Source organism: Lysinibacillus pakistanensis, assembly GCF_030123245.1.
Classification (GTDB): domain Bacteria; phylum Bacillota; class Bacilli; order Bacillales_A; family Planococcaceae; genus Lysinibacillus; species Lysinibacillus pakistanensis.
The window spans coordinates 991,270-1,015,666 of sequence record NZ_CP126101.1; the positions used below are offsets into that span (position 1 = coordinate 991,270).

The 24,397-nt window shown below is 38.7% G+C and carries 19 protein-coding genes, 1 pseudogene and 1 riboswitch; of the genes and pseudogenes, 17 read left to right on the forward strand and 3 right to left on the reverse strand.

Annotated elements, in window-relative coordinates; translation table 11 throughout:
* Positions 1-25 precede the first annotated feature (25 nt).
* Positions 26-2,032 carry a putative bifunctional diguanylate cyclase/phosphodiesterase gene (locus tag QNH24_RS04640; RefSeq protein WP_283870960.1) on the forward strand — a complete coding sequence of 669 codons (2,007 nt, stop codon included), beginning with the start codon at positions 26-28 and terminating at the stop codon, positions 2,030-2,032.
* Positions 2,033-2,188: 156 nt separating this feature from the next.
* Positions 2,189-2,716 (forward strand): hypothetical protein, encoded by a 528-nt coding sequence (locus tag QNH24_RS04645; protein ID WP_283870961.1) that lies wholly within the window; start codon positions 2,189-2,191, stop codon positions 2,714-2,716.
* An 81-nt stretch (positions 2,717-2,797) separates the two neighbouring features.
* Here the strand turns inward: QNH24_RS04645 and QNH24_RS04650 are convergent, their stop codons facing one another.
* Entirely contained in the window at positions 2,798-3,424 is a 627-nt protein-coding gene (locus tag QNH24_RS04650) for a TetR/AcrR family transcriptional regulator (RefSeq protein WP_283870962.1), read from the reverse strand.
* Between the two features lie 287 nt (positions 3,425-3,711).
* On the opposite strand from QNH24_RS04650, the gene QNH24_RS04655 reads away from it, so the two are divergent.
* The 15 genes and pseudogenes from QNH24_RS04655 (at position 3,712) to QNH24_RS04725 (ending at position 21,948) form a co-directional block, all read left to right on the forward strand.
* Positions 3,712-5,226, forward strand: a complete 1,515-nt coding sequence (locus QNH24_RS04655; protein ID WP_283870963.1) for a CoA-acylating methylmalonate-semialdehyde dehydrogenase — start codon at positions 3,712-3,714, stop codon at positions 5,224-5,226.
* A 22-nt stretch (positions 5,227-5,248) separates the two neighbouring features.
* Entirely contained in the window at positions 5,249-6,010 is a 762-nt protein-coding gene (locus QNH24_RS04660; RefSeq protein WP_283870964.1) for a 3-hydroxybutyrate dehydrogenase, read from the forward strand.
* Positions 6,011-6,027: 17 nt separating this feature from the next.
* Positions 6,028-7,100 (forward strand): annotated as a pseudogene (locus tag QNH24_RS04665) (iron-containing alcohol dehydrogenase).
* A 198-nt stretch (positions 7,101-7,298) separates the two neighbouring features.
* Positions 7,299-8,066 carry a 2,4-dienoyl-CoA reductase gene (gene fadH, locus QNH24_RS04670; RefSeq protein ID WP_054770761.1) on the forward strand — a complete coding sequence of 256 codons (768 nt, stop codon included), beginning with the start codon at positions 7,299-7,301 and terminating at the stop codon, positions 8,064-8,066.
* 67 nt (positions 8,067-8,133) lie between these two features.
* Positions 8,134-8,373 (forward strand): short-chain dehydrogenase, encoded by a 240-nt coding sequence (locus QNH24_RS04675; protein ID WP_283870965.1) that lies wholly within the window; start codon positions 8,134-8,136, stop codon positions 8,371-8,373.
* A 199-nt stretch (positions 8,374-8,572) separates the two neighbouring features.
* Positions 8,573-9,013, forward strand: a complete 441-nt coding sequence (gene cbpB / locus QNH24_RS04680; protein ID WP_054770762.1) for a cyclic-di-AMP-binding protein CbpB — start codon at positions 8,573-8,575, stop codon at positions 9,011-9,013.
* 69 nt (positions 9,014-9,082) lie between these two features.
* Complete coding sequence (ccpC, locus tag QNH24_RS04685; RefSeq protein WP_283872744.1) at positions 9,083-9,970, forward strand: transcriptional regulator CcpC; 888 nt, start codon at positions 9,083-9,085, stop codon at positions 9,968-9,970.
* A 172-nt stretch (positions 9,971-10,142) separates the two neighbouring features.
* Positions 10,143-12,539 (forward strand): DUF8725 domain-containing protein, encoded by a 2,397-nt coding sequence (locus tag QNH24_RS04690; RefSeq protein ID WP_283870966.1) that lies wholly within the window; start codon positions 10,143-10,145, stop codon positions 12,537-12,539.
* Positions 12,532-13,467 carry an ABC transporter ATP-binding protein gene (locus tag QNH24_RS04695; protein WP_283870967.1) on the forward strand — a complete coding sequence of 312 codons (936 nt, stop codon included), beginning with the start codon at positions 12,532-12,534 and terminating at the stop codon, positions 13,465-13,467. The genes QNH24_RS04690 and QNH24_RS04695 overlap by 8 nt, the downstream gene beginning before the upstream one ends.
* Positions 13,464-14,309 carry an ABC transporter permease gene (locus tag QNH24_RS04700; RefSeq protein ID WP_283870968.1) on the forward strand — a complete coding sequence of 282 codons (846 nt, stop codon included), beginning with the start codon at positions 13,464-13,466 and terminating at the stop codon, positions 14,307-14,309. Before QNH24_RS04695 ends, QNH24_RS04700 begins: the two co-directional genes overlap by 4 nt.
* A gap of 12 nt (positions 14,310-14,321) precedes the next feature.
* Positions 14,322-15,734 carry a DUF8809 domain-containing protein gene (locus QNH24_RS04705; RefSeq protein WP_283870969.1) on the forward strand — a complete coding sequence of 471 codons (1,413 nt, stop codon included), beginning with the start codon at positions 14,322-14,324 and terminating at the stop codon, positions 15,732-15,734.
* Between the two features lie 11 nt (positions 15,735-15,745).
* A complete protein-coding gene (locus tag QNH24_RS04710) occupies positions 15,746-16,741 on the forward strand; it encodes an AAA family ATPase (RefSeq protein WP_283870970.1) in 996 nt (331 codons plus the stop codon).
* Complete coding sequence (locus QNH24_RS04715) at positions 16,738-17,613, forward strand: DUF58 domain-containing protein (RefSeq protein WP_283870971.1); 876 nt, start codon at positions 16,738-16,740, stop codon at positions 17,611-17,613. The genes QNH24_RS04710 and QNH24_RS04715 overlap by 4 nt, the downstream gene beginning before the upstream one ends.
* Before the next feature lie 11 nt (positions 17,614-17,624).
* Positions 17,625-19,370 (forward strand): vWA domain-containing protein, encoded by a 1,746-nt coding sequence (locus QNH24_RS04720; protein WP_283870972.1) that lies wholly within the window; start codon positions 17,625-17,627, stop codon positions 19,368-19,370.
* Positions 19,354-21,948 (forward strand): VWA domain-containing protein, encoded by a 2,595-nt coding sequence (locus QNH24_RS04725; RefSeq protein ID WP_283870973.1) that lies wholly within the window; start codon positions 19,354-19,356, stop codon positions 21,946-21,948. Before QNH24_RS04720 ends, QNH24_RS04725 begins: the two co-directional genes overlap by 17 nt.
* A 139-nt stretch (positions 21,949-22,087) precedes the next feature.
* On the opposite strand, the gene thiW is transcribed toward QNH24_RS04725, so the two are convergent.
* Both thiW and QNH24_RS04735 read right to left on the reverse strand, forming a co-directional pair.
* A complete protein-coding gene (thiW, locus tag QNH24_RS04730; protein ID WP_283870974.1) occupies positions 22,088-22,576 on the reverse strand; it encodes an energy coupling factor transporter S component ThiW in 489 nt (162 codons plus the stop codon).
* Between the two features lie 113 nt (positions 22,577-22,689).
* Positions 22,690-22,797: riboswitch (TPP riboswitch) on the reverse strand.
* A gap of 75 nt (positions 22,798-22,872) precedes the next feature.
* A complete protein-coding gene (locus QNH24_RS04735; protein ID WP_283870975.1) occupies positions 22,873-24,069 on the reverse strand; it encodes an MFS transporter in 1,197 nt (398 codons plus the stop codon).
* Between the last annotated feature and the right edge of the window lie 328 nt (positions 24,070-24,397).

The window sequence follows — 24,397 nt, forward strand, 5'->3', positions numbered from 1 at the left end:
AACACGCTACTTAGTGAGGGATATAATGGAAAAATATAAAGAGAGTGTAGCGCCATTTGCAGACTATCACCAAGTCATACAGCTTAATCCATTTGATGCAGTTGTATGTTTAAGAAAAGTTGATACAAAAGCATTTGAAATCGTTAATTTTAACGATAAACTACCATCATTAATTGAGCTACAGGATGTGGATGCCACCAAAGCCGAGAATTTTTTTCCAGAGGAATGTTGGCTACAAGTAATAAAAATATTACAGCAAGAACTAAATACGGATCATAAGCTAGAGATTTGTACAGGGAACAAAGTAAAAACATTAATAGCCAATGTACAGCATCTAGAAAAATCAGTTGTTGCAGTTATTTTACGAGAGACACATAATGATGTGGCACCTTATTTACAATTTGTGGAACAATATGTAAGTCCTGTGTTAACAACTGATGTTCAAGGTCGTATTATACATCAAAACTTTGCCGCCACTACTTTATTATCAAGTGGACATCACAACCTGATAGGACGAAATATTTTTTCATTATTAGATAGTAAGTATAGCGATGAATTCAAATTATTATTTGGAAAAACTATTGAGGGTTCTGCTTTTGGTATGCCTAAATGTTTGTTTAAAGACCAATTGCTTAGTCATGAACCTTTTTACTTAAAGACTCATCCAACCTACTTTAATGGTGAAATTATTGGTGTCCATTTATTTGTAAAAGATGCCAATAGCTTTATGAATGATCAAGAATCCTTTTATTATTTAGCCTTAATGGATGAACTGACAGGTATTTGGAACCGTAAAGCATTTAAAGAGCATTGGCTTCATCATTTAAATGATAAAAAACATGAAAGTAAACAAGCAGCACTTATTTTAGTGGATATTGATCGCTTTAAAAAATTTAATGAATCCCTTGGTGAAAGTAAGGGAGATGAGCTGATGCGCATGTTTAGTCATAGACTTCGTGAACTGTGCTACTCAAAGTGCTCTCTTTATCGTTATAACAGTGATGAATTCATATTTGTTCTAAAAGATGCAACCATCAATAAAATAGAAAAAACAGCAAATGCTATATTAGATGCTCTCAAACAGCCGTTTATGATTGATGGGCAGGAATATTTTATTAGTGTATCGATTGGTATTTCTCTTAGCCCTGCGGATGGCAAGGACTTAGAGACGCTAGTGCGTAAAGCGGATAAAGCGTTATTTTCTGTAAAGGAACATGGACGTTCACACTATCGCTACTATCGAGAAGATATGATCACTGTTTTTCCTAATGAGGCATTAATGGAGGCACACTTAAGACGTGCTATTGAATTTAATGAGCTAAGTATTCATTTACAGCCGCAAATGGATTTAACGAATAATAGTATCAATAGTTTTGAGGCATTGTTACGATGGAATAATCGTAAATTTGGCTTTGTATCACCTGCGCAATTTATACCTATTGCAGAGGCATCAGGCTTAATCATTGAAATTGGCGATTGGATAATTGATGAGGTATGTCGCTATCAAAAAGAGTGGCAAATGAAAGGCTATCGTCCTGTACGAATTGCCGTGAATATTTCACCAAAGCAATTTAGAAAAGAAAATTTTGCACGAAAAATTGAGGCAGCCCTGAAAAAATATAGTGTCCCACCTAAATTACTCGAAGTAGAAATTACGGAAAGCTCCATGACCAATGTTCATGAAACATTTTCTATATTAACCGAATTAAAGCAATTAGGTGTCTATGTATCGGTGGATGATTTTGGTACTGGCTATTCCTCTTTGAGTTATTTAAAGCGCTATCCGATTGATATTATAAAGATTGATCAATCATTTATTGCTGACATTGCCAAGGATGATAAGAACGAGGCCATTATCAAGGCTATTATTTCAATGTCTCATAATTTGGGCTTAGAGGTCATCGCAGAAGGAATCGAGGAACCATCTCAAGTCGATTTCCTCAAGCGCCATCGATGTCAAAAGGGGCAAGGCTATTTATATAACAAGCCTTTACCTGTAGAAACCATAGTTGAACAATATTTTGTAAGCTAATAATTGTCATTAAGTAGCACTTCATGAATTGTGAAGTGCTACTTTTTTTAGGTTAAGGGAAGCAGAGATGTTGGTAGGGATGAACTCATAAAAAAGTGGGAGCCAAGGGAAAAAGGTGAAAAACAAGCAAAAAATGTGTGGATTGGGTAAAAAAGGGTGGGGTGGGGGCAGGAAAGAGGTCAAGTTGAGAAAAAAGGTATTGAGGCGGAGCAGAAAAGGAGCAAGCCGAGCGAAAAGGTATCGAGACGGAGCAGGAAAGAGGGCAAGCCGAGCGGAAAGGTATCGGAGCGGAGCAGGAAAGAGGACAAGCCGAGCGAAAAGGTACCGAAGCGGAGCAGGAAAGAGGGCAAGCCGAGCGGAAAGGTATCGGAGCGGAGCAGGAAAGAGGACAAGCCGAGCGAAAAGGTACCGAAGCGGAGCAGAAAAGCGAGCAAGCCGAGCGAAAAGGTATCGGAGCGGAGCAGGAAAGAGGGCAAGCCGAGCGAAAAGGTATTTAGCGGAGCAGGAAAGAGAGCAAGCCGAGCGAAAAGGTATTTAGCGGAGCAGAAAAGCGAGCAAGCCGAGCGAAAAGAGATGAAAGCGGAGCAGAAAAGCGTCAAGTCGAGCGAAAAAGTACTGAGGCTGAGCAGGAAAGAGGACAAGCCGAGCGAAAAGATACCGAAACAGAACTGTAAAATGGGGTAAACCATCAATTTAGTAAAAATAAAGCTCAAGCGAAACTGAAGTCCAGAGACGCCTGAGCTTTCTATGACAGAGATGTGATGACTAATCGTTTTTTAATTTCATTCCATCCAAGACGATTGCTGTGAATTGTGCCATTTGAGTAGCTAAATCAAAGTTTTCATTATGGATTAACCAATCGTAGACATTTGCTCGCATGCAGCGTTGAATGATTGCCTGCATTTGTGTTACTTGTAAATCAGGTCGGAACTCCCCTTGCTGAACTCCTTCTGCAATGTATGAATTGATAATTTGAAAAATTTTTCGCTGTGGACTGATTAAATAATGTTCTTGTTCTACATGATTTGTCATCGCAGCAGTATATACTGTTCGTAGTAAATCTTTTCCTACCACATTTGTTAAATAGTTCATTTGCTCTTCATACAGTATTAATATTTTTTCGCTTGCTGGTAAGGAATGGTTAATGGTCTTCTCTACAGTACTATAAAAACTATCCAGTTCTTTAAATTTTTCTAAAATCACATCATATTTAGATGGGAAATGCGTGTAAAATGTTCCTTTTGATACATGACATGCCTTTGTTATTTGATCAATGGAGACGTGCTCAAATCCATGTTTATTAAAGAGTTCTAAAGAAGTTTTTAATAATTTCTCTCTTGTTTCCAGTGCCTTTTTTTGTCTATTAGTTAGTGATTCCATAGCTTCTTGCATTTCCTCCGTAAAATATGTTTCGTCTAAAAAGTCAGAAATATTAAATTTATAATTGACGAAGTGGGATTTATTTGATTATGATTTAATTGACCGCAGTCAATGACTTTGGTCATCTAATATATCTTGTTATTCATGTTACGATAAATTGTTTGAATTGGCTAGTGCCCAACGAACAACAAGATAGTGTAGAAAAAGTAATATATTGAAAAGTCAATCTAACACTTTTAGTTTTTGAATTTTTTAAATAATCTGAAATAATGAGCGGGATTTTAAAGGAGGATAACAATATGACAAATGTACAAGAGGTTAAAACATTAAAGCATTTTATTGGTGGGGAGCTAATTGATGGGAAAAGTGGTCGTTTTGGTTCAGTATTCAATCCAACTACTGGAAAGGTCATTGCTAAGGTGCCACTAGCGAATGCTGAGGAAACGCGTGAGGCTATTGAAAAGGCACAGGTAGCATTTCCGCAATGGCGAGATACGTCGGTGTCTAAGCGTGCTGAAATTGTCCTAAGATTCCGTAATCTTATTACAGAAAATATTGAGGAGCTGTTGCAAATTATTTGTACAGAAAGCGGAAAAACTTTGGAAGATGCCAAAGGGGAAATTACACGAGGTTTAGAGTCCGTTGACTTAGCAATCGGTGCACCACAGCTAATGAAGGGGGAGTATTCCGTAAATGTGGGCGGCCAAATTAATGCTTATTCGGCAAAGTACCCTTTAGGTGTAGTGGCGGCAATTTCACCTTTTAACTTTCCAATTATGGTGCCTTTAGCACAAACAAGTATGGCTATTGCTGTTGGGAATGCTGTTGTGTTAAAGGCATCCGAACGTGTTCCGATGACTGCCTTATATGTCAGTGAGCTGTGGAAAAAGGCTGGATTACCTGATGGGATATGGACTGTGGTAAATGGTGATAAAGATGTAGTGAATGAACTATTAGAAAATCCGGCTGTACAGGCAATTTCTTTTGTTGGATCAACACCAGTTGCTAAATACATCTATGAAACAGGTGCCAAATACGGAAAAAGAGTGACAGCACTAGGAGGTGGTAAAAATAATATGGTTGTTATGCCAGATGCTGATCTTGAGCAGGTTGCGAATGCCTTTATTGGCGCTGCATATGGAGCAGCCTCTCAACGCTGTATGGCTATCTCAACAATAATGCCTGTTGGAAAGGATACGGCAGATCGACTTGTCGAAATTCTAAGGGAGAAAATTGCTAACTTAAAGGTTGGATCCTATACAAATCCAGAAACAGATTTCGGTCCAGTTATTTCACAGCAATCAAAGGAGGCAATAATTGCTGCGATTAATCGAGGAGAAGCGGAAGGTGCCACAGTAGTTTGTGATGGGCGAGACCTTGATATTGTAAAAGAATCAGAAGGGTTTTTTGTTGGGCCAACATTGCTTGATAATGTAAAACCAGGGATGGAAATTTATGAGCAGGAAATATTTGGACCAGCTCGTAATGTTGTACGTGTTGATTCTTTAGAGGAGGCTATCCAACTTATTAATCGACATGAGCTTGGGAATGGTGTAACAATTTTTACGAATGATGGGCTTGCAGCACGAAAGTTTACAACAGAAATAGACGTTGGAATGGTCGGTGTAAATGTACCAATTCCAATCCCTGTTGGATATCATAATTTTGCTGGATTTAAAGGCTCTCGCTTTGGTGAAGGGCATATGTTTGGACCAGATCAGGCACGTTTCTTTACAAAAACAAAAACAATTTCAGAGCGTTGGATGACTGGCCATACTACTTCTACATTTGCGTTCCCAAGCAATAATGATTAGAGCAGGAATTGGAGGAGCTACATTGAAAGAAAAGACTGTCTTTATTACAGGTGCAGCTCGTGGCATTGGTCTAGCAATCGCGCAGGCATTTGCAGAACAACGTGCGCATGTAGTCATTACTGATAAGAATACAGAACTTCTACAAGAGGCAATCCAACAAAATCCTCAATTGACAGCCTTCACATGTGATGTGACAGATGAGCAGGCAATATGCGATGCGATTGATTTTACTGTTAAAAAATTCAAGACTATAGATATTTTAGTGAATAATGCTGGGTTTCAACATGTTTCTTTAATAGAGGATTTCACTACAGAAATTTTCGAATCCATGCAAAAAGTAATGCTAGTTGCACCGTTTGTAGCTATGAAGTACGCATTACCACATATGAAGAAGAATAATTATGGACGTATTATTAATATGGCCTCTATTAATGGTGTTATTGGCTTTGCAGGTAAAGCAGGATACAATGCAGCAAAGCATGGTGTGATTGGTCTTACGAAAGTAGCAGCGCTAGAGGTAGCTACCAATGGGATAACAGTGAATGCAATTTGTCCAGGATATGTGGATACAGATTTAGTACGTCAACAATTTTCGGATTTAGCTAAAACGAGAGGGATAAAAGTAACCGAAGTATTGGAGCAAGTGCTTTATCCACTCGTTCCTCAAAAACGTCTACTCGATGTAACTGAAATTACAGGTCTTGCCCTTTATTTAGCGAGTGATATGGCAAAGGGTGTCACTGGGCAAGCACTAATCTTAGATGGTGGATATACAGCACAATAGCATAGGGAGGGAGAACAATGATTCAAACAAAAACAATCTTTACTGTCCATTCGCCAGCAACTATTGTATATGGACGAGATGCCTTTGAGGAAGTTGGGGTGTATGCAAAAAAATTGGGAAATAAGGCACTTATTATAAGTGACCCTATTATGGATAGCTTAGGTTTTGTCAACCAATGTCGCACATATTTAAAGGCGCAAGGATTGGAAGCTGTATTGACACGGGGAAAGCGGTTGCCGTTGTGGCGACAAATGGTGGCTATATAGGCGATTATATAAAAATGCAAAAAATCGCAGAGCAAGCACCTATCCCTCATATTGCAATCCCAACAACAGCAGGCACTGGCTCTGAGGCAACGGATGCAACAGTTATTACAAATACGCAAAATGATGTAAAAATGATGATCAAGCAACCTGCCTTTATGCCTACCATTGCGATTGTTGATCCCGTATTAACGGTTACCTCTCCCCCTGCTATTACTGCAGCAACTGGTATTGATGCTTTGAGCCATGCGATTGAGAGTTACTTATCTCGCTTAGCACATCCCTATTCGAATGTGCTAGCATTATCAGCTATGGAATTAATCGTCAATAATCTGTTTAGGGTATATGAACATGGTGATGATATTGATGCTCGGGAGGCCATGTCGCTAGGCTCCTTGCAGGCGGGCCTATCGTTCTCTAATGCGTCTGTTGCTTTAGTGCATGGAATGTCTCGACCAATTGGAGCTTTATTCCATGTACCTCATGGAATATCCAATGCTATGCTTTTACCAGTAGTTTTGGAGTTTTCTAAGGATGCCTGTATTAATCAACTTGCAGACCTCGGCGAATTTTTCAATAAGGATGGTAAATTATTAACGAAGGAAGAGCTTGCAGATTTAGCGATTATTTCTATTAAAGAGATGTGTAAAAAAATGAGCATCGGTAATTTAAAACAATGGGGAATTGAGGAAGATGCCTTTTATGCGGCTATCCCAAAAATGACCGTTGATGCAATTGCTAGTGGAAGTCCAGGTAATAATCCTAAAATACCTACAGAAGATGAGCTAAGAGAACTTTATAACATAGCCTATCATTATGAGTTTTAGTTAATCAAGTGATTAAGGGAGTTTTAAATAATTAATTGCTGAATGACGAACTATTCAAGAGTCTTGAATGGTTCTTTTTATGTAAAAGAAAGGTTTATCAATTTTTCCTGACTATTTGCAGAATTAATATGACATATACGAGAAAATATAGTAATATTTATATGAATCATCATTCATTTTTGTGAAGGGGGAAATGGTATGTTGCAGGGGAAAACAATTATTATTACGGGTGGATCAAGTGGAATGGGACTATATATGGCTAAGAACTTTGTTGCCGAAGGAGCGAATGTTGTTATCACAGGCCGCAATGAAGAACGTTTAGCAGAGGCAAAGGCCTTTATTTTAGAGGCTGGAACTTCAATTGAGACTTTCCAAATGGATGTTCGAGTTCCAGAGCATGCAGAGGCGATGCTAGCATTTGCTGTTGAAAAATTTGGACAGGTTGATGGGCTTGTGAATAATGCTGCTGGGAATTTTATCGTACGCGCGGAAGACTTATCACCGAATGGCTGGAAGGCTGTTGTTGATATTGTGTTAAATGGTACATTTTTCTGTTCTTCTGCTGTTGGTAAGTATTGGATTCAGAATAATATAAAAGGATCCATTTTAAATATGGTTGCAACTTATGCATGGAATGCTGGCGCAGGGGTTGTTCATTCAGCGGCTGCTAAAGCGGGCGTCTTATCTTTAACGAGAACACTAGCTGTTGAATGGGGAAAACAGTACGGGATTCGAGTGAATGCAATTGCACCAGGTCCAATTGAGCGTACAGGTGGTGCAGAAAGGCTTTGGGAGTCAGAGGCTGCAGCTGCTCGTACATTAGATTCTGTACCGTTAGGGCGTACAGGAACCCCTGAGGAGATTGCTGACTTGGCAACATTCATGCTGTCTGCTAAAGCTAGCTATATGAATGGTGAATGTGTGACGCTTGATGGTGGACAATGGCTTAATCAGTATCCATTCTAAACAAAATAATTTGCATAATGAAGAGTCGGATTGACGCATACTAAGGGTAAAGAAAGGAGTTTTGCCAATGGGTATGTGGTTAATACCGGCTCTTATTGCCATTACAATCATTTCAGTTATTTCTTTTGTGTCAACATTAAGGATTGCGAAAATGACCTCTGAACGAAAGTCAGAAAATGATACACCGATTTCAGAAACGGTTGAAGAGTATGCAACAATGCTAAATCCTATTGTATGGGTTTATCTCATTTTTTTACTTTTTTTAGGTGGTATGATTTTTTATTACTGGAGTCAGGCAGGCTATTAAAATTGGTATCTTCATTCAGATGCATGTCTGAATGAAGGTCCCCAACTTACGACTTAGTTTAGTTCAAAACATTAAAATCATTCGTGGTTCTTTAAAAACTCTTCTCTACCTTGTCGTGGTCATAAAAGGAAAAGTTATGATATGATAAAAAGGAAGCACCCTGTTCTTCATAGTAAGAACAGTAAAGGAGAAGAAGTTCATGATTTCAACTAACAGCAAAGACTTATTAGCAATGCCAATTAGTGATTTTATTATTTCATCTGAAAAGGTTGCACATGTACAAAGTGGGAATAGTGCAGAGCATGCACTCCTTGTACTTACACGTACAGGGTATTCGTCGATACCTGTTTTAGATTTGAAATACCGACTTCAAGGGCTACTAAGCATGAAAATGATTACAGAATCCATTCTTGGACTCGAACATATTGAATATGAAAAGCTTCCTGATATTAAAGTGGATACAATTATGGAGAAAGATATTGCCGTATTAAAGTTAACAGATACTTTTCAGCGGGCTCTCGATTTAGTGATTAATCATGCCTTTTTATGTGTTGTGGACGAAGAAGGTACATTTGCAGGGATTTTAACGAGACGTGTAATTTTAAAGCAATTGAAAAAATATATTTATCTAAAAGAGTAGTAGGGTAAGAGGGGGACTCAGATGAAAATCATGAGACCCTCTTTGCTTGTATTGGAGGTTTACTGATTGATGGCAACAGAAGCTGAAATCTTAAAAGTATTAGCTGAGGAACGCAATATGCGAAAGGCAGCAGAACGTCTATTTTTATCCCAACCAGCGCTTTCTCAACGTTTGCAAACGATTGAAAAGGATTGGGGAGCGCAGCTATTTATTCGTTCGCAAAAAGGATTGACGGCAACACCTGCTGGAGAGCTAGTGATTGGCTATGCTACAGAAATGCTAAGTAAAAAAGAAGAGATTTTTGAAACAATCCAATCATTGACAACAAAAGTAAATGGGACATTGAAAATCGCCTGTGCTTCGATTGTTGGGCAAAACTGGCTACCTAAAATATTGAAGGATTTTGTAGCAAAATATCCTGAGGCGAAGATCTCGCTTATGACAGGCTGGAGCTCTGAAATTGTGAAAGCACTGTATGAAGGAGAGGCTCATGTGGGGATTGTTCGTGGACAGGTTGATTGGAAGGGAGAAAAAATTCATCTTTTTCGGGATACCCTTTATTTAGTTGATAAGGAATTAAAAACAATTGAAGATGTACTTTCTACAGAGCGACCTTTTATTCAATTTAAAAGTGATTCTAATTATTATCAAGAAATTCAACAATGGTGGCAGCAGCATTTTGCTTCAAATCCTAGACGACAAATTTTGGTTGATCAAATTGAAATCTGTAAACAAATGGCATTAGACGGCATTGGTTATGCAATTTTACCCTCCATCACTTTAAATGATCATGATGGTATTAATAAAATAGCTCTTACAAATAATGAAAAAGAATTTGGTTTAACGCGCGATACATGGTTAATAGGGTATGAATCCTCATTTGAATTGCGGCAAGTAGAGGCTTTCGTCGAAGTGGTACAAGATCATGCACGATGCTTGTTTGATTACTTGAAATAGAAAATATAAAGGCAATCTAGAGTAATAGCGAAATTACTTTCTGGATTGCCTTTTTAATTCTTAAGAGTTTATGAATATTCATGAAGATGTCATAAGAAATGGAACAAAATTCAATTTTAAACGTATAATTATGTAACCATTAATATTTATAGACAAAAAAGGGGTTGAGCTTTTGAAAAAAACGAATATCACGGCACTCGTATTCCTATTTATGCTTGTTATTAGCTTTCTTCTACCTGTGGAGCAGGCAAAAGCAGCTGCAACGTTAGAGGTACAAGCTAAGGTAGGAATTACAGGAAAAGCAAAATATCAATCACTAGTGCCGCTTCAAGTAACCGTAAAAAATAATGGTGCAGATTTTTCAGGAGATATGGCTATTAATGCTTCTAGCTCCTATGCAGCTGCATCCGCACTAGTATTGCCGATTGATATCGCAGCAGGAGAAGAAAAAACATTTGATTTTTATTTAGATGGTTTAGCTGATTATTCAGACGCAGATTTATTTGCCTTTTATGAGGGAAGCATTGAAAAGGGGAAAAAAGTTGATTATAAAGGAACAAAACGAATACAAGGTAACTTTTTAGATCCCTCTTCTGTATTTATTTATACGCTAACAGATAAAAGTGATCGCTTATCAGCATTTTTACGCCTGTCTCAATTTGCTGCTCAAAACAATGTAGAGGTTTTTAATTTAAAGCAAATAAAAAATTTTACATTACCTGAAGATGCGCAAGGCTTTGCGATGGCGAACATTATTGTCATCGATGAAATTGCCATCGCTGATCTATCGGAAAAACAACAACAGGCTTTATTTAAATGGGTACAGGACGGCGGTACTTTGTTAGTGGGAGCTGGTGATCAAGTAAATGCAACAGCCGGCATATTTAAGGATTATTTACCACTCACATTATCACAGCAATTGACAACCGTTTCCGCAGATAGCTTATCAAAAATATCAGGTGGGGGTATTTTTTCACAACCGATATCTGTTTTTGCAGCTACTGGAAATGAAGGAAGTTCACCGATATTAACAGACAATAATACCCTTCTAGCATCTAAGAAAAAGATTGGTAGTGGAGAAATTATTCAAACTGCCTTTTCATTAGGAGATCAACCGCTCGCTTCAATGGATGGCTATGCAACATTAGCAGCAAAATTACTGGATATTCAAAGTCTTTCTCAGCAAGGTATGATGGGGCGCGGTCAGTCAACAATGGATCGACTGTCTTATGAACTGAATGATGTAAACGAAATATTCCCATCCTTTGAAGTATCTGTTAGCTATATGTTAATCGTTATCATATTATATATTTTAATTATTGGACCGATTTTATATTTTATCCTAAAGAAAATAGACAAGCGTGAACAGGCGTGGTGGATAATTCCAATTATGTCAGTTGCGTTATCGATTGTTTTGTTCATTTTCGGTGCGAAGGATCGAATTGTACAGCCACAAATTCAGCAATCAGCATTTTTTAAAGTGAATGAAGATAGTAGTTTAAATGGCTATTATGTAGAATCCCTACTAACAAACAGAAGTGGTAATTTTGTTGTGAATGCAGATAAGGATACTAGTGCATTTGCGCTTCGTCGAAATAATGGTTTCACAGGAACAAGTGGAAATTTACATGAATCATCTTACATTAAAGAAAATGCAAATGGCTCTACTTTAACTTTACGTGATTTAAACTATTGGTCCGTTCAGTCCTTTGCAGGAAAAACATCGGCGCAAAATATTGGCAAACTGGATATCGATATAACGTTAAAAAATGAAAAATTAACAGGGACAATTAAAAATAATTTTCCGTTTGCTTTAAAGGATATTACCTTAATCTCTGGTATTAAAGAAGTTAAGCTGGGCGATATAGAGGCGAATGGAACTCTTAAAGTAGATAAAGAGTTTACGGCGACTGTTCTTCAAAAGCCATCTACATTTACGAGCTACAATTATAATTATCCATCGAAGAAGGAAGAAGTAAATCCACTACGAATTGAGCGGATGCAAACTTTAGCACTGCCACTAGTTGAAAATGATAAGAGACCTGTTATAACTGCATGGGCTGAACAAGCCATTGCTGGTGTGGAGCTTGAAACAAGTGCCAAAATGTCACCTATTTCTTATTTTATTCAGCCGTTTGATGGCAAAGTAGAGCTATCAGGGCCATTTACGATGAAACGTAATAACTTTTCGTATTCAGTAAATCCTCAATCCGCTAATGCGTATTACGATAAAATAGATGAGCAATTAAATAATTGGTATATGTCAGATGGTTTATATGAGGTATCCATTGCAATGCCAGATAACTTTATGAGTTCAGTTCAAACATTAAATGAACTAACTGTTTCAAATAAGGATGTTAAGCGTATGCAATTGTCGATTTGGAATAATGAAACGAAAAATTATGAGCCATTAGTAGATACAAAACAAGTGTTTACAGAGAACATATCAAAGTATTTCAATGAAAATGGCGAGTTGCTTATGGAGATTAAATTTGGGCCAGATCAAACAGGTGAGCAAACAAAATTACCAGATGTAGAGCTGAAGGGAGTGGCGAAAAATAATGATTGAAATTCGTGATTTGACGAAAAGATATGGCTCCTTTACAGCTTTAGATCATCTAAATCTAACATTAGAAGAAGGCGTTGTTTTTGGATTTGTTGGTGCTAATGGAGCAGGGAAATCCACTACTTTCTCGATATTAGCGACCCTGTTGTCTCCAACTTCTGGTGATGCACTTATTAATGGAAAGAGTGTCATTACAGAACCAAAAGAGGTACGAAAGCAAATTGGCTATATGCCAGATTTCTTTGGTGTGTATGATCAATTAAAGGTGGATGAATATCTAGATTTCTATGGTGCTAGCTATGGAATAGGTGCAGCTGAACGAAAGGTTCTTATTCCACAGCTACTTGAACTTGTGAATTTAACAAGTAAACGTTATGAATATGTAGATTTATTGTCGCGTGGGATGAAGCAACGTTTATGCCTAGCACGAGCTCTTATCCATGACCCAAAGGTATTAATATTGGATGAGCCTGCCTCGGGATTAGATCCACGTGCACGAGTAGAAATGCGAGATATTTTGCGAAATCTAAAATCAATGGGCAAAACGATATTAATTTCCTCGCATATTCTACCAGAGCTTGCAGAAATGTGTGATGAAATTGGCGTTATTGATAATGGAAAGCTTATTGCTCATGGCAATGTCTCTTCCATCCAGGCCCAGCTACAAGGTGAGAAACGTATTGTTATTAAGGTTACAGATCGAGTAAATGAGGTACGTGCTTTCTTAGAGGAGGACCCTTTAATCTCCTCGATAGATGTAATAGATAATCGCCTAGAAATAGCCTTTAATTATCGGGGAACAGATGCAGATCAAGTAGCACTCTTAAAAAAGGCAATGCTAGCGAATTTACCTATCTATGCATTAAGTGAAGAGGAAAAAGATTTAGAGGATGTCTTTATGGCGATTACGAAGGGAGCGGACAATCAATGATGGAACGATTTTATAATCCGGTACTCGTAAAAGAATTGAAGTTACGCTTCCGTTCTTTTAAAAGTTTCTCAGGATTGATGTTTTATTTAGCAGTACTTTGTATTTTTATAGCAGGATTTCTTCTACTAACTACTGGATTCACCGGTAGAGGCTTCTTTAGACCAGATACAAGCTTTATGATGTTTGCTGTATTAACTATTTTACAGATGGCTCTTGTCCTATTTATTACACCGAGCTTGACTGCTGGTGCTATTAGTAGTGAAAGGGAAAAGCAAACATTAAATATTTTACTAACAACAACACAAAGCTCTACACAAATCATTATTGGTAAACTTCTCTCTTCAGTAGCATTTTTAGTATTAATGCTAATCGCAGGGCTACCTTTATATAGTTTAGTATTTTTATTTGGTGGGGTATCACCATCTCAGTTAATTTCAATATTTTTATTTTATCTAGTAACAGTAGTTGCAATAGGTAGTATTGGGGTAATGTTTTCAACCATTACCAAAAGAACAATCGTTGCCATGATTGCAACATATGGTTCAATTATCTTCTTAGGTGGTATTACGGCATTTTTCTTCTTTTTAACAATGGCCTTCCATCAGTCGGGGAATACCATAGGCACGAATACCTCCTATATGACATATTTCTGGGCGTCCATTAACCCAGGTGCATTGATGTTAACACTTATTTCACCAGAAATGGGAGACGCGCTTAGCGAACTTTCAGGCGTCAAATTACCTGTTTGGATTACGTATTTAATAGCGTATATCTTGATTATCGTTTTATGCCTAACAATCGCCATTAAAAAATTACGTGCCAACATGAAAAGTAACCGATGAGGAGGAAATCTTATGGAGCGTCGTAAGCAATTACGAAAATATATTCAACGTGCAAAGACGAGTTTAACAGTTGAAAGAAGTATTCCCATTGCACAATACGGTCTGTTTTTTGCTTTGCTTTCGAGTGCTTCTCTTGTCCTCGTCTCCAGATTATTTGTATGGCCATTTTACAGACAAACAGCATTAATAGTCTTTTTTGTGGTTGTACTAGCGTCAGGCATATTTATGTGGTGGAAGCGTGCTAAAGAAAAGGAAGCATTGCATAGACTGGACGATTATTTTTTACACAATGAACTAGTGACAGCCTTATCGTTTCAGGATGATAAGGATCCACTTATCCAATCACTGCTCACAAAAGCAGTACAAAACGCTGAAATATCCTTTGCAAATTTTAAAGCGAGAAAAAAATATTTATTCCGTCCAAAGGCACTAAGTGGAATTTTTGTGTCGACAGTTGTACTGGCAATTTTATATTTGTTTCCATCAGCCACACAAATGGAAGCCATCGAGGTAGAACAAGAAAAGGCTGTTATCGAGGACGTTAAGAAGGAAGTTGCCAAGCTTGAGAAAAAGGCTCAAACAAAAGACGTGAAAGAGCAGCTAAAAGAATTACAAAATACGTTAAAAGAGGCAGAAACGGCTGAAGAAGCGTTACGTGAAGTCGTGAAAAAACAAAAGGAGCTTGCCTTAAAGGAGCAGCAATTAAAAGACAAGCAAACGACTAGCCAGGATGGTACCACGGAAGGCAATCGTTTATCGGAGGAAGATGTTGAGCAGTTGAAGGAGCTTGCCCAAATGCAGCAAGAGCTAACACAAAATGCTAATGCTACTCAGACAGCGATGAGCAAGCTTGGAAAACCAGCAAGCAATACATTGCAAAATGCTATTGCGAGTGCCAATAATGCTAATAACAGTCAGCAAAGTAATCCCAATTCGAGCCAAAATCCATCGGGGAATTCACAGTCAAGCAATCAACAAGGGCAGGCAAGCCAGCAAAGCCAAAGTAATTCTCAAAGCAATTCCCAGCAGTCTAGCAATAGTCAGGGACAAGGACAGGGTCAAGGAAAAGGTCAAGGACAGGGTCAAGGACAGGGTCAAGGTCAAGGACAGGGTCAAGGACAAGGACAAGGAAAAGGTCAAGGACAAGGGGCAGGAACGGGCCAGGGTAGTCGTTCTTTATTAACGACACCAAATCGAATTGGAGGCTCTAGTGAGACATCAGTGGACGGTGGTGCACTAGGAGATGGCTCACATGTATCAGAGCAGCAAGGAAATGGGCCAATAACTAAGGGAACTGTCCGCCCATATGAGGAAGTAATAGGGTCCTATAAGGATAGCTATATTGAGAGCTCGGAACGATTACAATTACCGAAAGATTTACAAAACGTCGTGCAATCTTATTTCACGTCAATAGAGTCGCAGTAGGAGGAAAAGAAATGGCATTTACAGAGCAACAGTATGTTGAAATGAGTATGAAATTGCAGCAGGTGAAGGAAGAAATTCATCGCTTTATTGTCGGTCAAGAGGAAGCAATCGACTATACATTGTACGCGGTTCTCGCTGATGGTCACGCATTACTAGAGGGGCTACCGGGCTTAGGAAAAACGATGTTAATTCGTACAATTTCTGAGGTACTTGATTTATCGTTTTCACGTATTCAATTTACACCTGATCTTATGCCAGCAGATATAACCGGAACAAGTATGATTGAACGTACAGCAGACGGTAAACAGCAGTTTACATTCCAGTCTGGTCCGATTTTTAGTCAGATGGTATTAGCCGACGAAATAAATCGTGCAACACCTAAAACTCAAAGTGCATTGCTTGAGGCTATGGGAGAAAAGACGGTTACGATTTTAGGGGATACAAAAAGGATGGCTAAGCCCTTTTTTGTGCTAGCTACGCAAAACCCGATTGAGATGGAGGGAACTTATCCATTGCCTGAGGCGCAAATGGACCGTTTTCTATGTAAAATACTTGTACCCTATCCTGAGAAAAGTGAGCTAATGGAAATTATGAAGCGTACAACAGGTGCTCAGGAAATTGGCCTACAAAAAATAATGAATACAGAGGCACTTATTGAGGCACAGCAAATGGTAAAGGAAATACTGGTTGCTGATGAAATGCTTGAATTTGCAACGGACTTAGTTGTCGCTACACATCCTGAAAGAGTCGATGCTATTGACGAGGTCAAGCAATATGCGATGTATGGTAGCGGTCCACGTGGTTTGCAAAGCTTAATAAAGCTAGCGAAGGCTAGAGCACTCATGAATGGGCGCTTCCATGTTTCTGTAGCCGATATTAAATCTGTAGCGAAGCCAGTATTACGTCATCGTATGCTGCTGAATTATGAAGGGGAGGCTTCAGGAAAAACAGCGGACGATGTGATTGATGTTATTTTAGAAAAAGTACAGCAAGGTGTTAGCAAGTGACGCAAAAAATAATATTGCCTGAAGATTGGTTAGCGAAAATTAGTCGCTTCCAATTAGCGACGGCCTCCAAATTGCGAGGGCAGCATAAAGGCTCGCACCGTTCGCAGCGCTTCGGGGCATCACTCGATTTCTCAGATTTTCGTGAATATCACTTAGGTGATGATGTACGGCAGGTCGATTGGAACGTATTTGCAAGAACGGATAAATACTTTATAAAAAGATTTTTAGATGAACAAGAGATGCGTGTACACATTTTGCTAGATACCACTAAATCCATGGGGGATGATACTAAATGGACATTTGCTCGTCAAATTGTTGCTTCTCTTGGTTTAATGGTGCTTGGTCGTGACGATCGTTTATCCTTTTCTTTTGTACAAGATGAGATAAAGCCGCCATTTCGCCGTAAAGGCGCTATGTATCGACGCGCTTTTTTACAAGTCATAACGGAAATACAAGAAGCTGATTCCACAGGAAGCTTTGCACAGGGAGCTTTAAGAGCATTACCAAAAGATAGTACAGTGCTATTTATTGTTACAGATGGACTAGAGTCAATTGAGGAATGGGAGCAACTGTTAAAAAGATTACCGCGATATGCAGGGGATGTCCGTATATTACAAATTGTCACGGAGGAGGAGCTCTCTCCTAATTACACTGGTGATGTCCGCCTATTAGATCGTGAGACTGGCAAAGATGTCAACGTTACAATGTCCTCTAAAGTTTTAGACGCATATATGGCACGACGTTTATTGCATGAAGAGGAATTCGAAGCTATTTGTCGACGCTTTGGTGTTCGAAAATTACAGCTTAAAGTGGAGGATGGATTACAGCATGCCATCTTTCAGCAATTATTAAAAGCACATTGGATTAGGTGAGGTGAGCCGTATTGGGCTTTAGTCAAATACTTTTTAGCTGGACGGCCATCATCCCGGTCATTGTCCTACTATATTATTTCTTTCGAAAAAAATATATCGATCAAACCGTATCTTCTACACTTTTTTGGTCGGAAATTATGCAGGAAACGCGTGTATCACCATACTTAAAGCAACTACAAAAAAATGCTCTGCTCTTTTTGCAACTTCTAGCACTTCTTTTATTGGTACTAGCCCTTATGAACCCTTATGTTAAAAAATCAACAATTGTAGGTGCACAGACAATTTTTATTGTGGACACGTCTGCAACAATGCTTGCGGGGAAAGAGCAGTCAACATTTGATGCACATAAAAAGGAAATGTTATCTTTGGTGGGTCAACTGAATGGTAGACCTGTGACGCTTATTACAACAGGCAATACACCGAAAGCTGTGCTACAGCAGGTGACAAACACGAAAGATATTGAAAAAGCGATTCAAGAGCTGGAAGTTACCTATGAAACAGCGCAAATGAATAAGGCACTTGATGTGGCACAGGCTTTTGTTGGAGATATACCAACATCCATTTATGTATTTACTGATGCGCTTGATAAAAAGCACTTACCAATGGAAAAAGATACAGTGAAATGGATTGTAAAAGGCTCTGCTAAAGATTTAAAGAATGTTGCGATTACTCGTTTTGCTGCAACTACAGATGGTCAAACCACGATGGCATTAGTGCAGCTACAAAATGATACTGATTTGGAGCAAAGGGTTACTCTTTTGTTACAAAATGCAGAGAATAATAAGGTAGTGTCAGAAGATATTACATTGCCTCCAAAAGAAGCTGTGACCAAAACCTTTAAAGATTTACCATTAGAGGATACATTGATGGCTACCATTGCTGTAGATGATGATTATACAGTCGATAATTCACAAACTGTTTTACTACAAACGACTACCTCAAAAATAGTGGTCGATCAAAGTATGCATCAACTCATTCAAAAGGGCTTTCAAACAATTAATAGCAGTGTCAAGATTATTCCCTCTTTACAGATAGCTGATAATCAAGAAGCGACTGTAGTAACTAACCAAACAGCACTGCTCAAAAAGATGGACAAACCTATAGTATTATTTGGTCGTGATGATGCCGAAAAAATTGAAGCAAAGGGCGAAGTAAATACAACAAGTGATGCATTGTTTGCATTTAGTGAGCTAAAAGATATTTATGTTAGCACTGTATATCCTGGGTTTGATAATTATAAAACAATTGCATCGGTTGGAGATCATCCCTTTATACAACGTTCTCCTAAAGGTGATCTTGTCATATTAGCTGATATTGCAGATACAGATTGGCCTCTGCACCCTTCATTTCCATTATTTTTGTGGAGTGCGGAACAGCAGCTTTCAGAATCGATTGGTTCACTTGGTATTTTTACGCCGAACGAGCAACGTGCAGTTGCTTTGAAACAGGGCGATTGGAGTGTATATTCGCAGGACGATCAGTTTTTATCGTCCATAACGAATGGCTTATTAACAGCTCCAATGAAGCCGGGTATTTATACAGCACGCTCAGAAGATGAAGAAAAGCGCTTAATTGTCCAGCTTCAAGCACAAGAGCGTGTTATCCAAAAAGGAACTAGCTATACATTAGGAGAGCTCAAGGAAAATGGCAAAGAAGAAATAGCAAAAGCTTCACTTGTACCTTGGCTTATTCTTCTTATTTTACTAGTACTTGTAACAGAGTGGGAGGTGCAACGACGACGTGGATTTACGAATTGATATGCCATTAGCATTGTTGCTTTTACTCCCCATATTTATGTATTTTGGCTGGACCTATTGGCGAGAGCGGCAGCGCTTGAAAAAGAGCCATATCACAGTGCTAGGAATTCGTATTCTAGCAGTCATTTGCTTAGTTTTTGCACTTGCAGGTCCTTATATTTTATTACCTATAAAGGAAGAGCAAATATTATTTATGGTAGACCGTTCTGCTTCTATGAATGGCACAGACGGTGAGATGGCTAATTTTATAGAGGAAAGTTTACAGTCGAAAAAGGATGAACAGCTTGCAGGGATTTATTCTTTTTCATCAACACTGCAGACAGAAGCAATATTATCGAATTCATTAAAGGAAGTGCCGAAGTTTACAAACATAGAAGCAACAGACCAAACAAATATCGAACAAAGTCTACAGCTTGCTTCGGGGATTGTTAATTCGAAAAAGGCAACACGATTGGTACTTCTAACAGATGGCAATGAAACAAAGGGCAATGCCTTAGAGTTTGCCTCGAAATTTAAAGGGTCCAATATAAGCGTTGATGTTGTTCCATTTCATCAACCAGTTTCTACAGATGTATCATTGAAAAGCTTTGTAACCCCACAGGTTGCATATGTGGGTGAGCAGCAGCAATTAGTTACTGAAGTTCATGCAACAGCGGCTAATAAAGGTGAGCTTCTATTATATGAAAACGACAAACTTGTTCACCGAGAGGCTGTAGAGCTTGCACAAGGCTCCAATGTATTTACCTATAAACATACCGCTACAGCAGAGGGGCTTGTAAAGTATGAAGCTGTTGTACAGGTAGAGCAGGACGCCATATTTGAAAATAATAAACTAACCAGCGTTACAATGGTCCAAAGTGAACCACATTTATTAATTGTTAATGGTTATGATAGCGCATCACCTATAGCAGCCGCTCTTGGTAAACAATCCATTTCCTTTAATGTTGTAGATGCTCAAAGTTTGCCAAATGAGCTTTCAAGTTATCTACAGTACAATGCCATTATTTTTGACAATGTGCCAGGTCATTTAGTGGGCGAGGCCAAAATGAATGTGATTGAGCAGGCAGTCAAAAACTTTGGCGTTGGCTTTACGATGGTAGGGGGCGAAAATAGCTTTGGCTTGGGCGGCTATTTTAAAACACCAATTGAAACTTTACTACCTGTTGAAATGGAGATTAAAGGGAAGGAACAATTGCCTTCATTAGGACTAGTTATCGTGCTTGACCGCTCTGGCAGTATGTATGGTTCGAAGCTAGAGCTAGCTAAGGAGGCGGCGGCTCGTTCTGTTGAAATGCTTCGAGATGAAGATACACTCGGCTTTATTGCCTTTGATGATCGACCTTGGGAAATTATCGAAACAGGTCCACTTACCAATAAGGAAGAGGCTGTGGATACGATTTTATCCGTAACGCCAGGCGGTGGGACAGAGATTTATGGATCTCTCGCTAAAGCCTATGAAAACTTAGCAGATTTAAAGCTACAGCGTAAGCATATTATTCTATTAACAGATGGACAGTCACAGTCAGGGAATTATGAAGACTTAATCGCTGAAGGAAAAGAGAATGGTGTAACATTATCTACTGTAGCGATTGGACAGGATGCAGATGCCAATTTACTTGAAGCGCTTAGTGAAATGGGTAGCGGACGATTCTATGACGTTGTTGATGAGCAGACAATACCTTCTATTTTATCCCGTGAAACGGCAATGATTTCACGCACATATATTGAGGATAATCCTTTCTATCCAACCATCTACAATGCATCTGGTTGGAACACGTTATTTGCAAATGGTGTACCTCAAATGAATGCTTATATTGGAACAACAGCAAAGCAGGGGGCCTCTGTCATTGCTGAAAGCGAGAAAGAGGATCCAGTACTAGCGCAGTGGCAATATGGCCTTGGTAAGACATTTGCCTTTACTTCTGATTCGACAGGTAAATGGACAGGTGACTGGGCAAGATGGCAGGATTGGGGAACATTTTGGCAAACGCTTATTTCACAAATGCTCCCAAGCTATAATGATGTTGCCTACGACGTACGTTTAGAATCGGATGGTTCATTTGTTATTACAGATCCTACCAATGAAGCAGCTTTTTTAGATGTTGTAGCTGTCAATGAAGCAGGAGAAGAACTTGAAACACAGCTTGAGGCTATTTCAGCCTCACAGATTCGGGCAGTTGTGCAAGCGGAGCCAGGGTTAATTTTCTTCCGTATCGCTGATGAAGATCAAGCTATTTTTCAAGCGGGTATAAGTGTACCTTATAGTGCTGAATATGAGTTACGACCTGTAAATGATAAGCTGGTGGAAGAACTGACAAAGCAAACGGGCGGCTCTGTTTTGAAAGAACCGAAGGAGGTATTTCGTGAATTTACGAAGAAAGGCGCAGATCGTCAAAATATAGCAACATGGCTTATATTAGCAGGTATGCTATTGTTCTTCATCGATATTACAATCCGACGCTTTGGTTGGAGCTTCTTTACTAAGTCGAAGAAAAAAGAGCAGCTTGTTGAAAATAAAACCACACAGGCAGAGGATACAAATGTTGCTCAGCTATTAAAGGGCATGAAGAAAAGATAATTTGGATTAAATGACAGTGCAAAATAAATGTTTATTTTGCACTGTTTTTGCGTTTTAATAGTGAAAAGGAAGAAGCTCTAGTTCAAAGGGAAACCCCCTGCTCAAAAATGGACAGGAGGGAATCCTTACTCTGGAAAATTTAACGAAAATTTTTAATAAGTGCAGTATTTCGTAAACTACTAGCAATTGCCACACCAAAAATAGCACCAATAATACTAGAGGTTAAAAAGGCAGGCATGAAAAACATTGCTGCTACGGATGTCCCCATTAAGATATATGCATATGGTACTGCAATGAGGGAGGCGATAATCCCAGTTCCTACTATTTCACCAACACCTGCTAGCCAAGGCATACCACTGTATTTATAAGCCAGTGCTGCACAAAATGCGCCAATGACACTGCCAGGAATGGCTAATAGGGAGCCTGTCCCTGTTAGAATACGAATAATCGCTGTAACAAGAGCAATGATAACAGTTGGTATTGGTCCGAGTAGAATGGCACCGATGACATTGATGGCATGTTGTATCGGATATGCGCGCGCAATCCCTGTTGGAATTGAAACGAAGGTAGAACCTGCTATGGCAATTGCCACTAATAAGGCCATGATTGTTAATTTTCGAACTGACATAAGTTACACTCCCTTGAAATATAAAATGAATAGTTATCGCCGCTAAACTGGCGAGCACAAAAAGGCCGCTCCCTGAAAACAATAGGAAGCGGCCTTGCATTTACATTTCAAAAAGCAAGATGTCGCCACTTCCCTCCGCTAGTATGAACTAGATCAGGTTCAAAGGGTCCGTATATAGAAATATACGTCTCAGCCTTTTAAAGACTCCCCTAGTGGTAATAATTATTCAATTTCTGTTTAGTATTGTAACAACATAAATGTATCATACTACTAATAATAGTCAATAACTTTTCAGGTTATTTAGAATTGGGCTGCATAAGATGCGGCGCTTTTTTCATTGTCCAGATAAGGGCAAGGAAGAAGCAAGCCATCAAAATAATAGCACCAAATATATAAGGGCTATTCATATTCCAATCAAATAAAATACCTGCCAATGCTGGACCAATCATATTCCCAAGACTCATATAAGCATTATTCAGACCTGCTGCAAATCCTTGCTCATTTTCAGCAAGCTTGGAGATCAGTGTGTTAACAGCAGGACGAATTAATGTTGTGGCTGTCGAGAAGATTGTCGCAACAACTAAAATAAGGGCAAACCCAGATACAAATAATATTAAGTAGATAGATATGGCTGCTATAAATAAATTGACTAATACGACCTTCATTTCACCGTAGCGATTAAAGAGTGGTGTAATGACAAACATTTGTACAACTACACCAAAAGCACCACCCACCACTAGAATAATAGCAATATCCCCAGGTGTATAATGAAACTTTTCTGTAACAAATAATGATAAAGTTGTTTGGAAATTAGCAATTCCGAACGAGAATACCATCATAATAATGAGCATAACAAAGTAAGGCATATGTACTGAACGTACCATTTGTTTCGCGAGATTGTCTTGCTTATGCATTTTTTGTGCTGCGTTTGGTTTGGTAGATGGTAATAAAAAGAACGATAAAATAGAAGCCAAAATAGCCGCAGCTCCAGCTGTATAAAATGGAAAATGTAAGCTAACATGTGATAAGAAACCACCAATACCGGGTCCTATCATAAAGCCAAGAGACATGGCAGCACCAAGCATCCCCATCCCTTTTCCTCGTTCTTCATATGTTGTAACATCTGCGACAAATGCCATAATAGGAGGTGCAACAAAGGCTGATCCAAGGCCACCTAAAAAGCGTGCTAAGAAGAGCATCCACACTTCTGTAGAAAGTCCAAAGCCGATTTGAGCAAGTCCAGTTAGTATAAGTCCGAAAATAATAAGATTTTTTCGACCATACTGATCCGAAAGATTCCCAGCAATTGGAGAAAAAACGAATTGAGCGAAGGCGAACGTTGCAATAAGCATACCTAGAACTTGTCCCGCAGCACCAAATATTCTTAAATACTCGGGCATTACAGGAATAATAATCCCAATACTCCCCATTACGATAAACATATTAAACATTAAAATATACAAAGCCGCCTTATTAGACTTCTGCTGGGTCATCGAATACCCCCTTTTCTATCAAATATAGTACAGTCTATCACAAAGAAAAATGGTTTGCTAATAGTTAGGATTACACGAAAAAGTGGACCAATGGTTTATTCTTAAACTACTAAATGATAAGTATTTTGCAATAATAATGTAGTGTTCAATTTGTAAATTCCACAAGTTTTTTTGTGGAATTTACTTTTTTTCTTGTATTGAATTAGGGGTTACATCATTTGTTCTTATGTTAATCTTTTTATGTCAACTATATTACAAAATTTGTAATAATTAGTGATTGGTATATGGTTGATGTTCCTTTAATAATTCCTGTGTAACGGCTTACTAT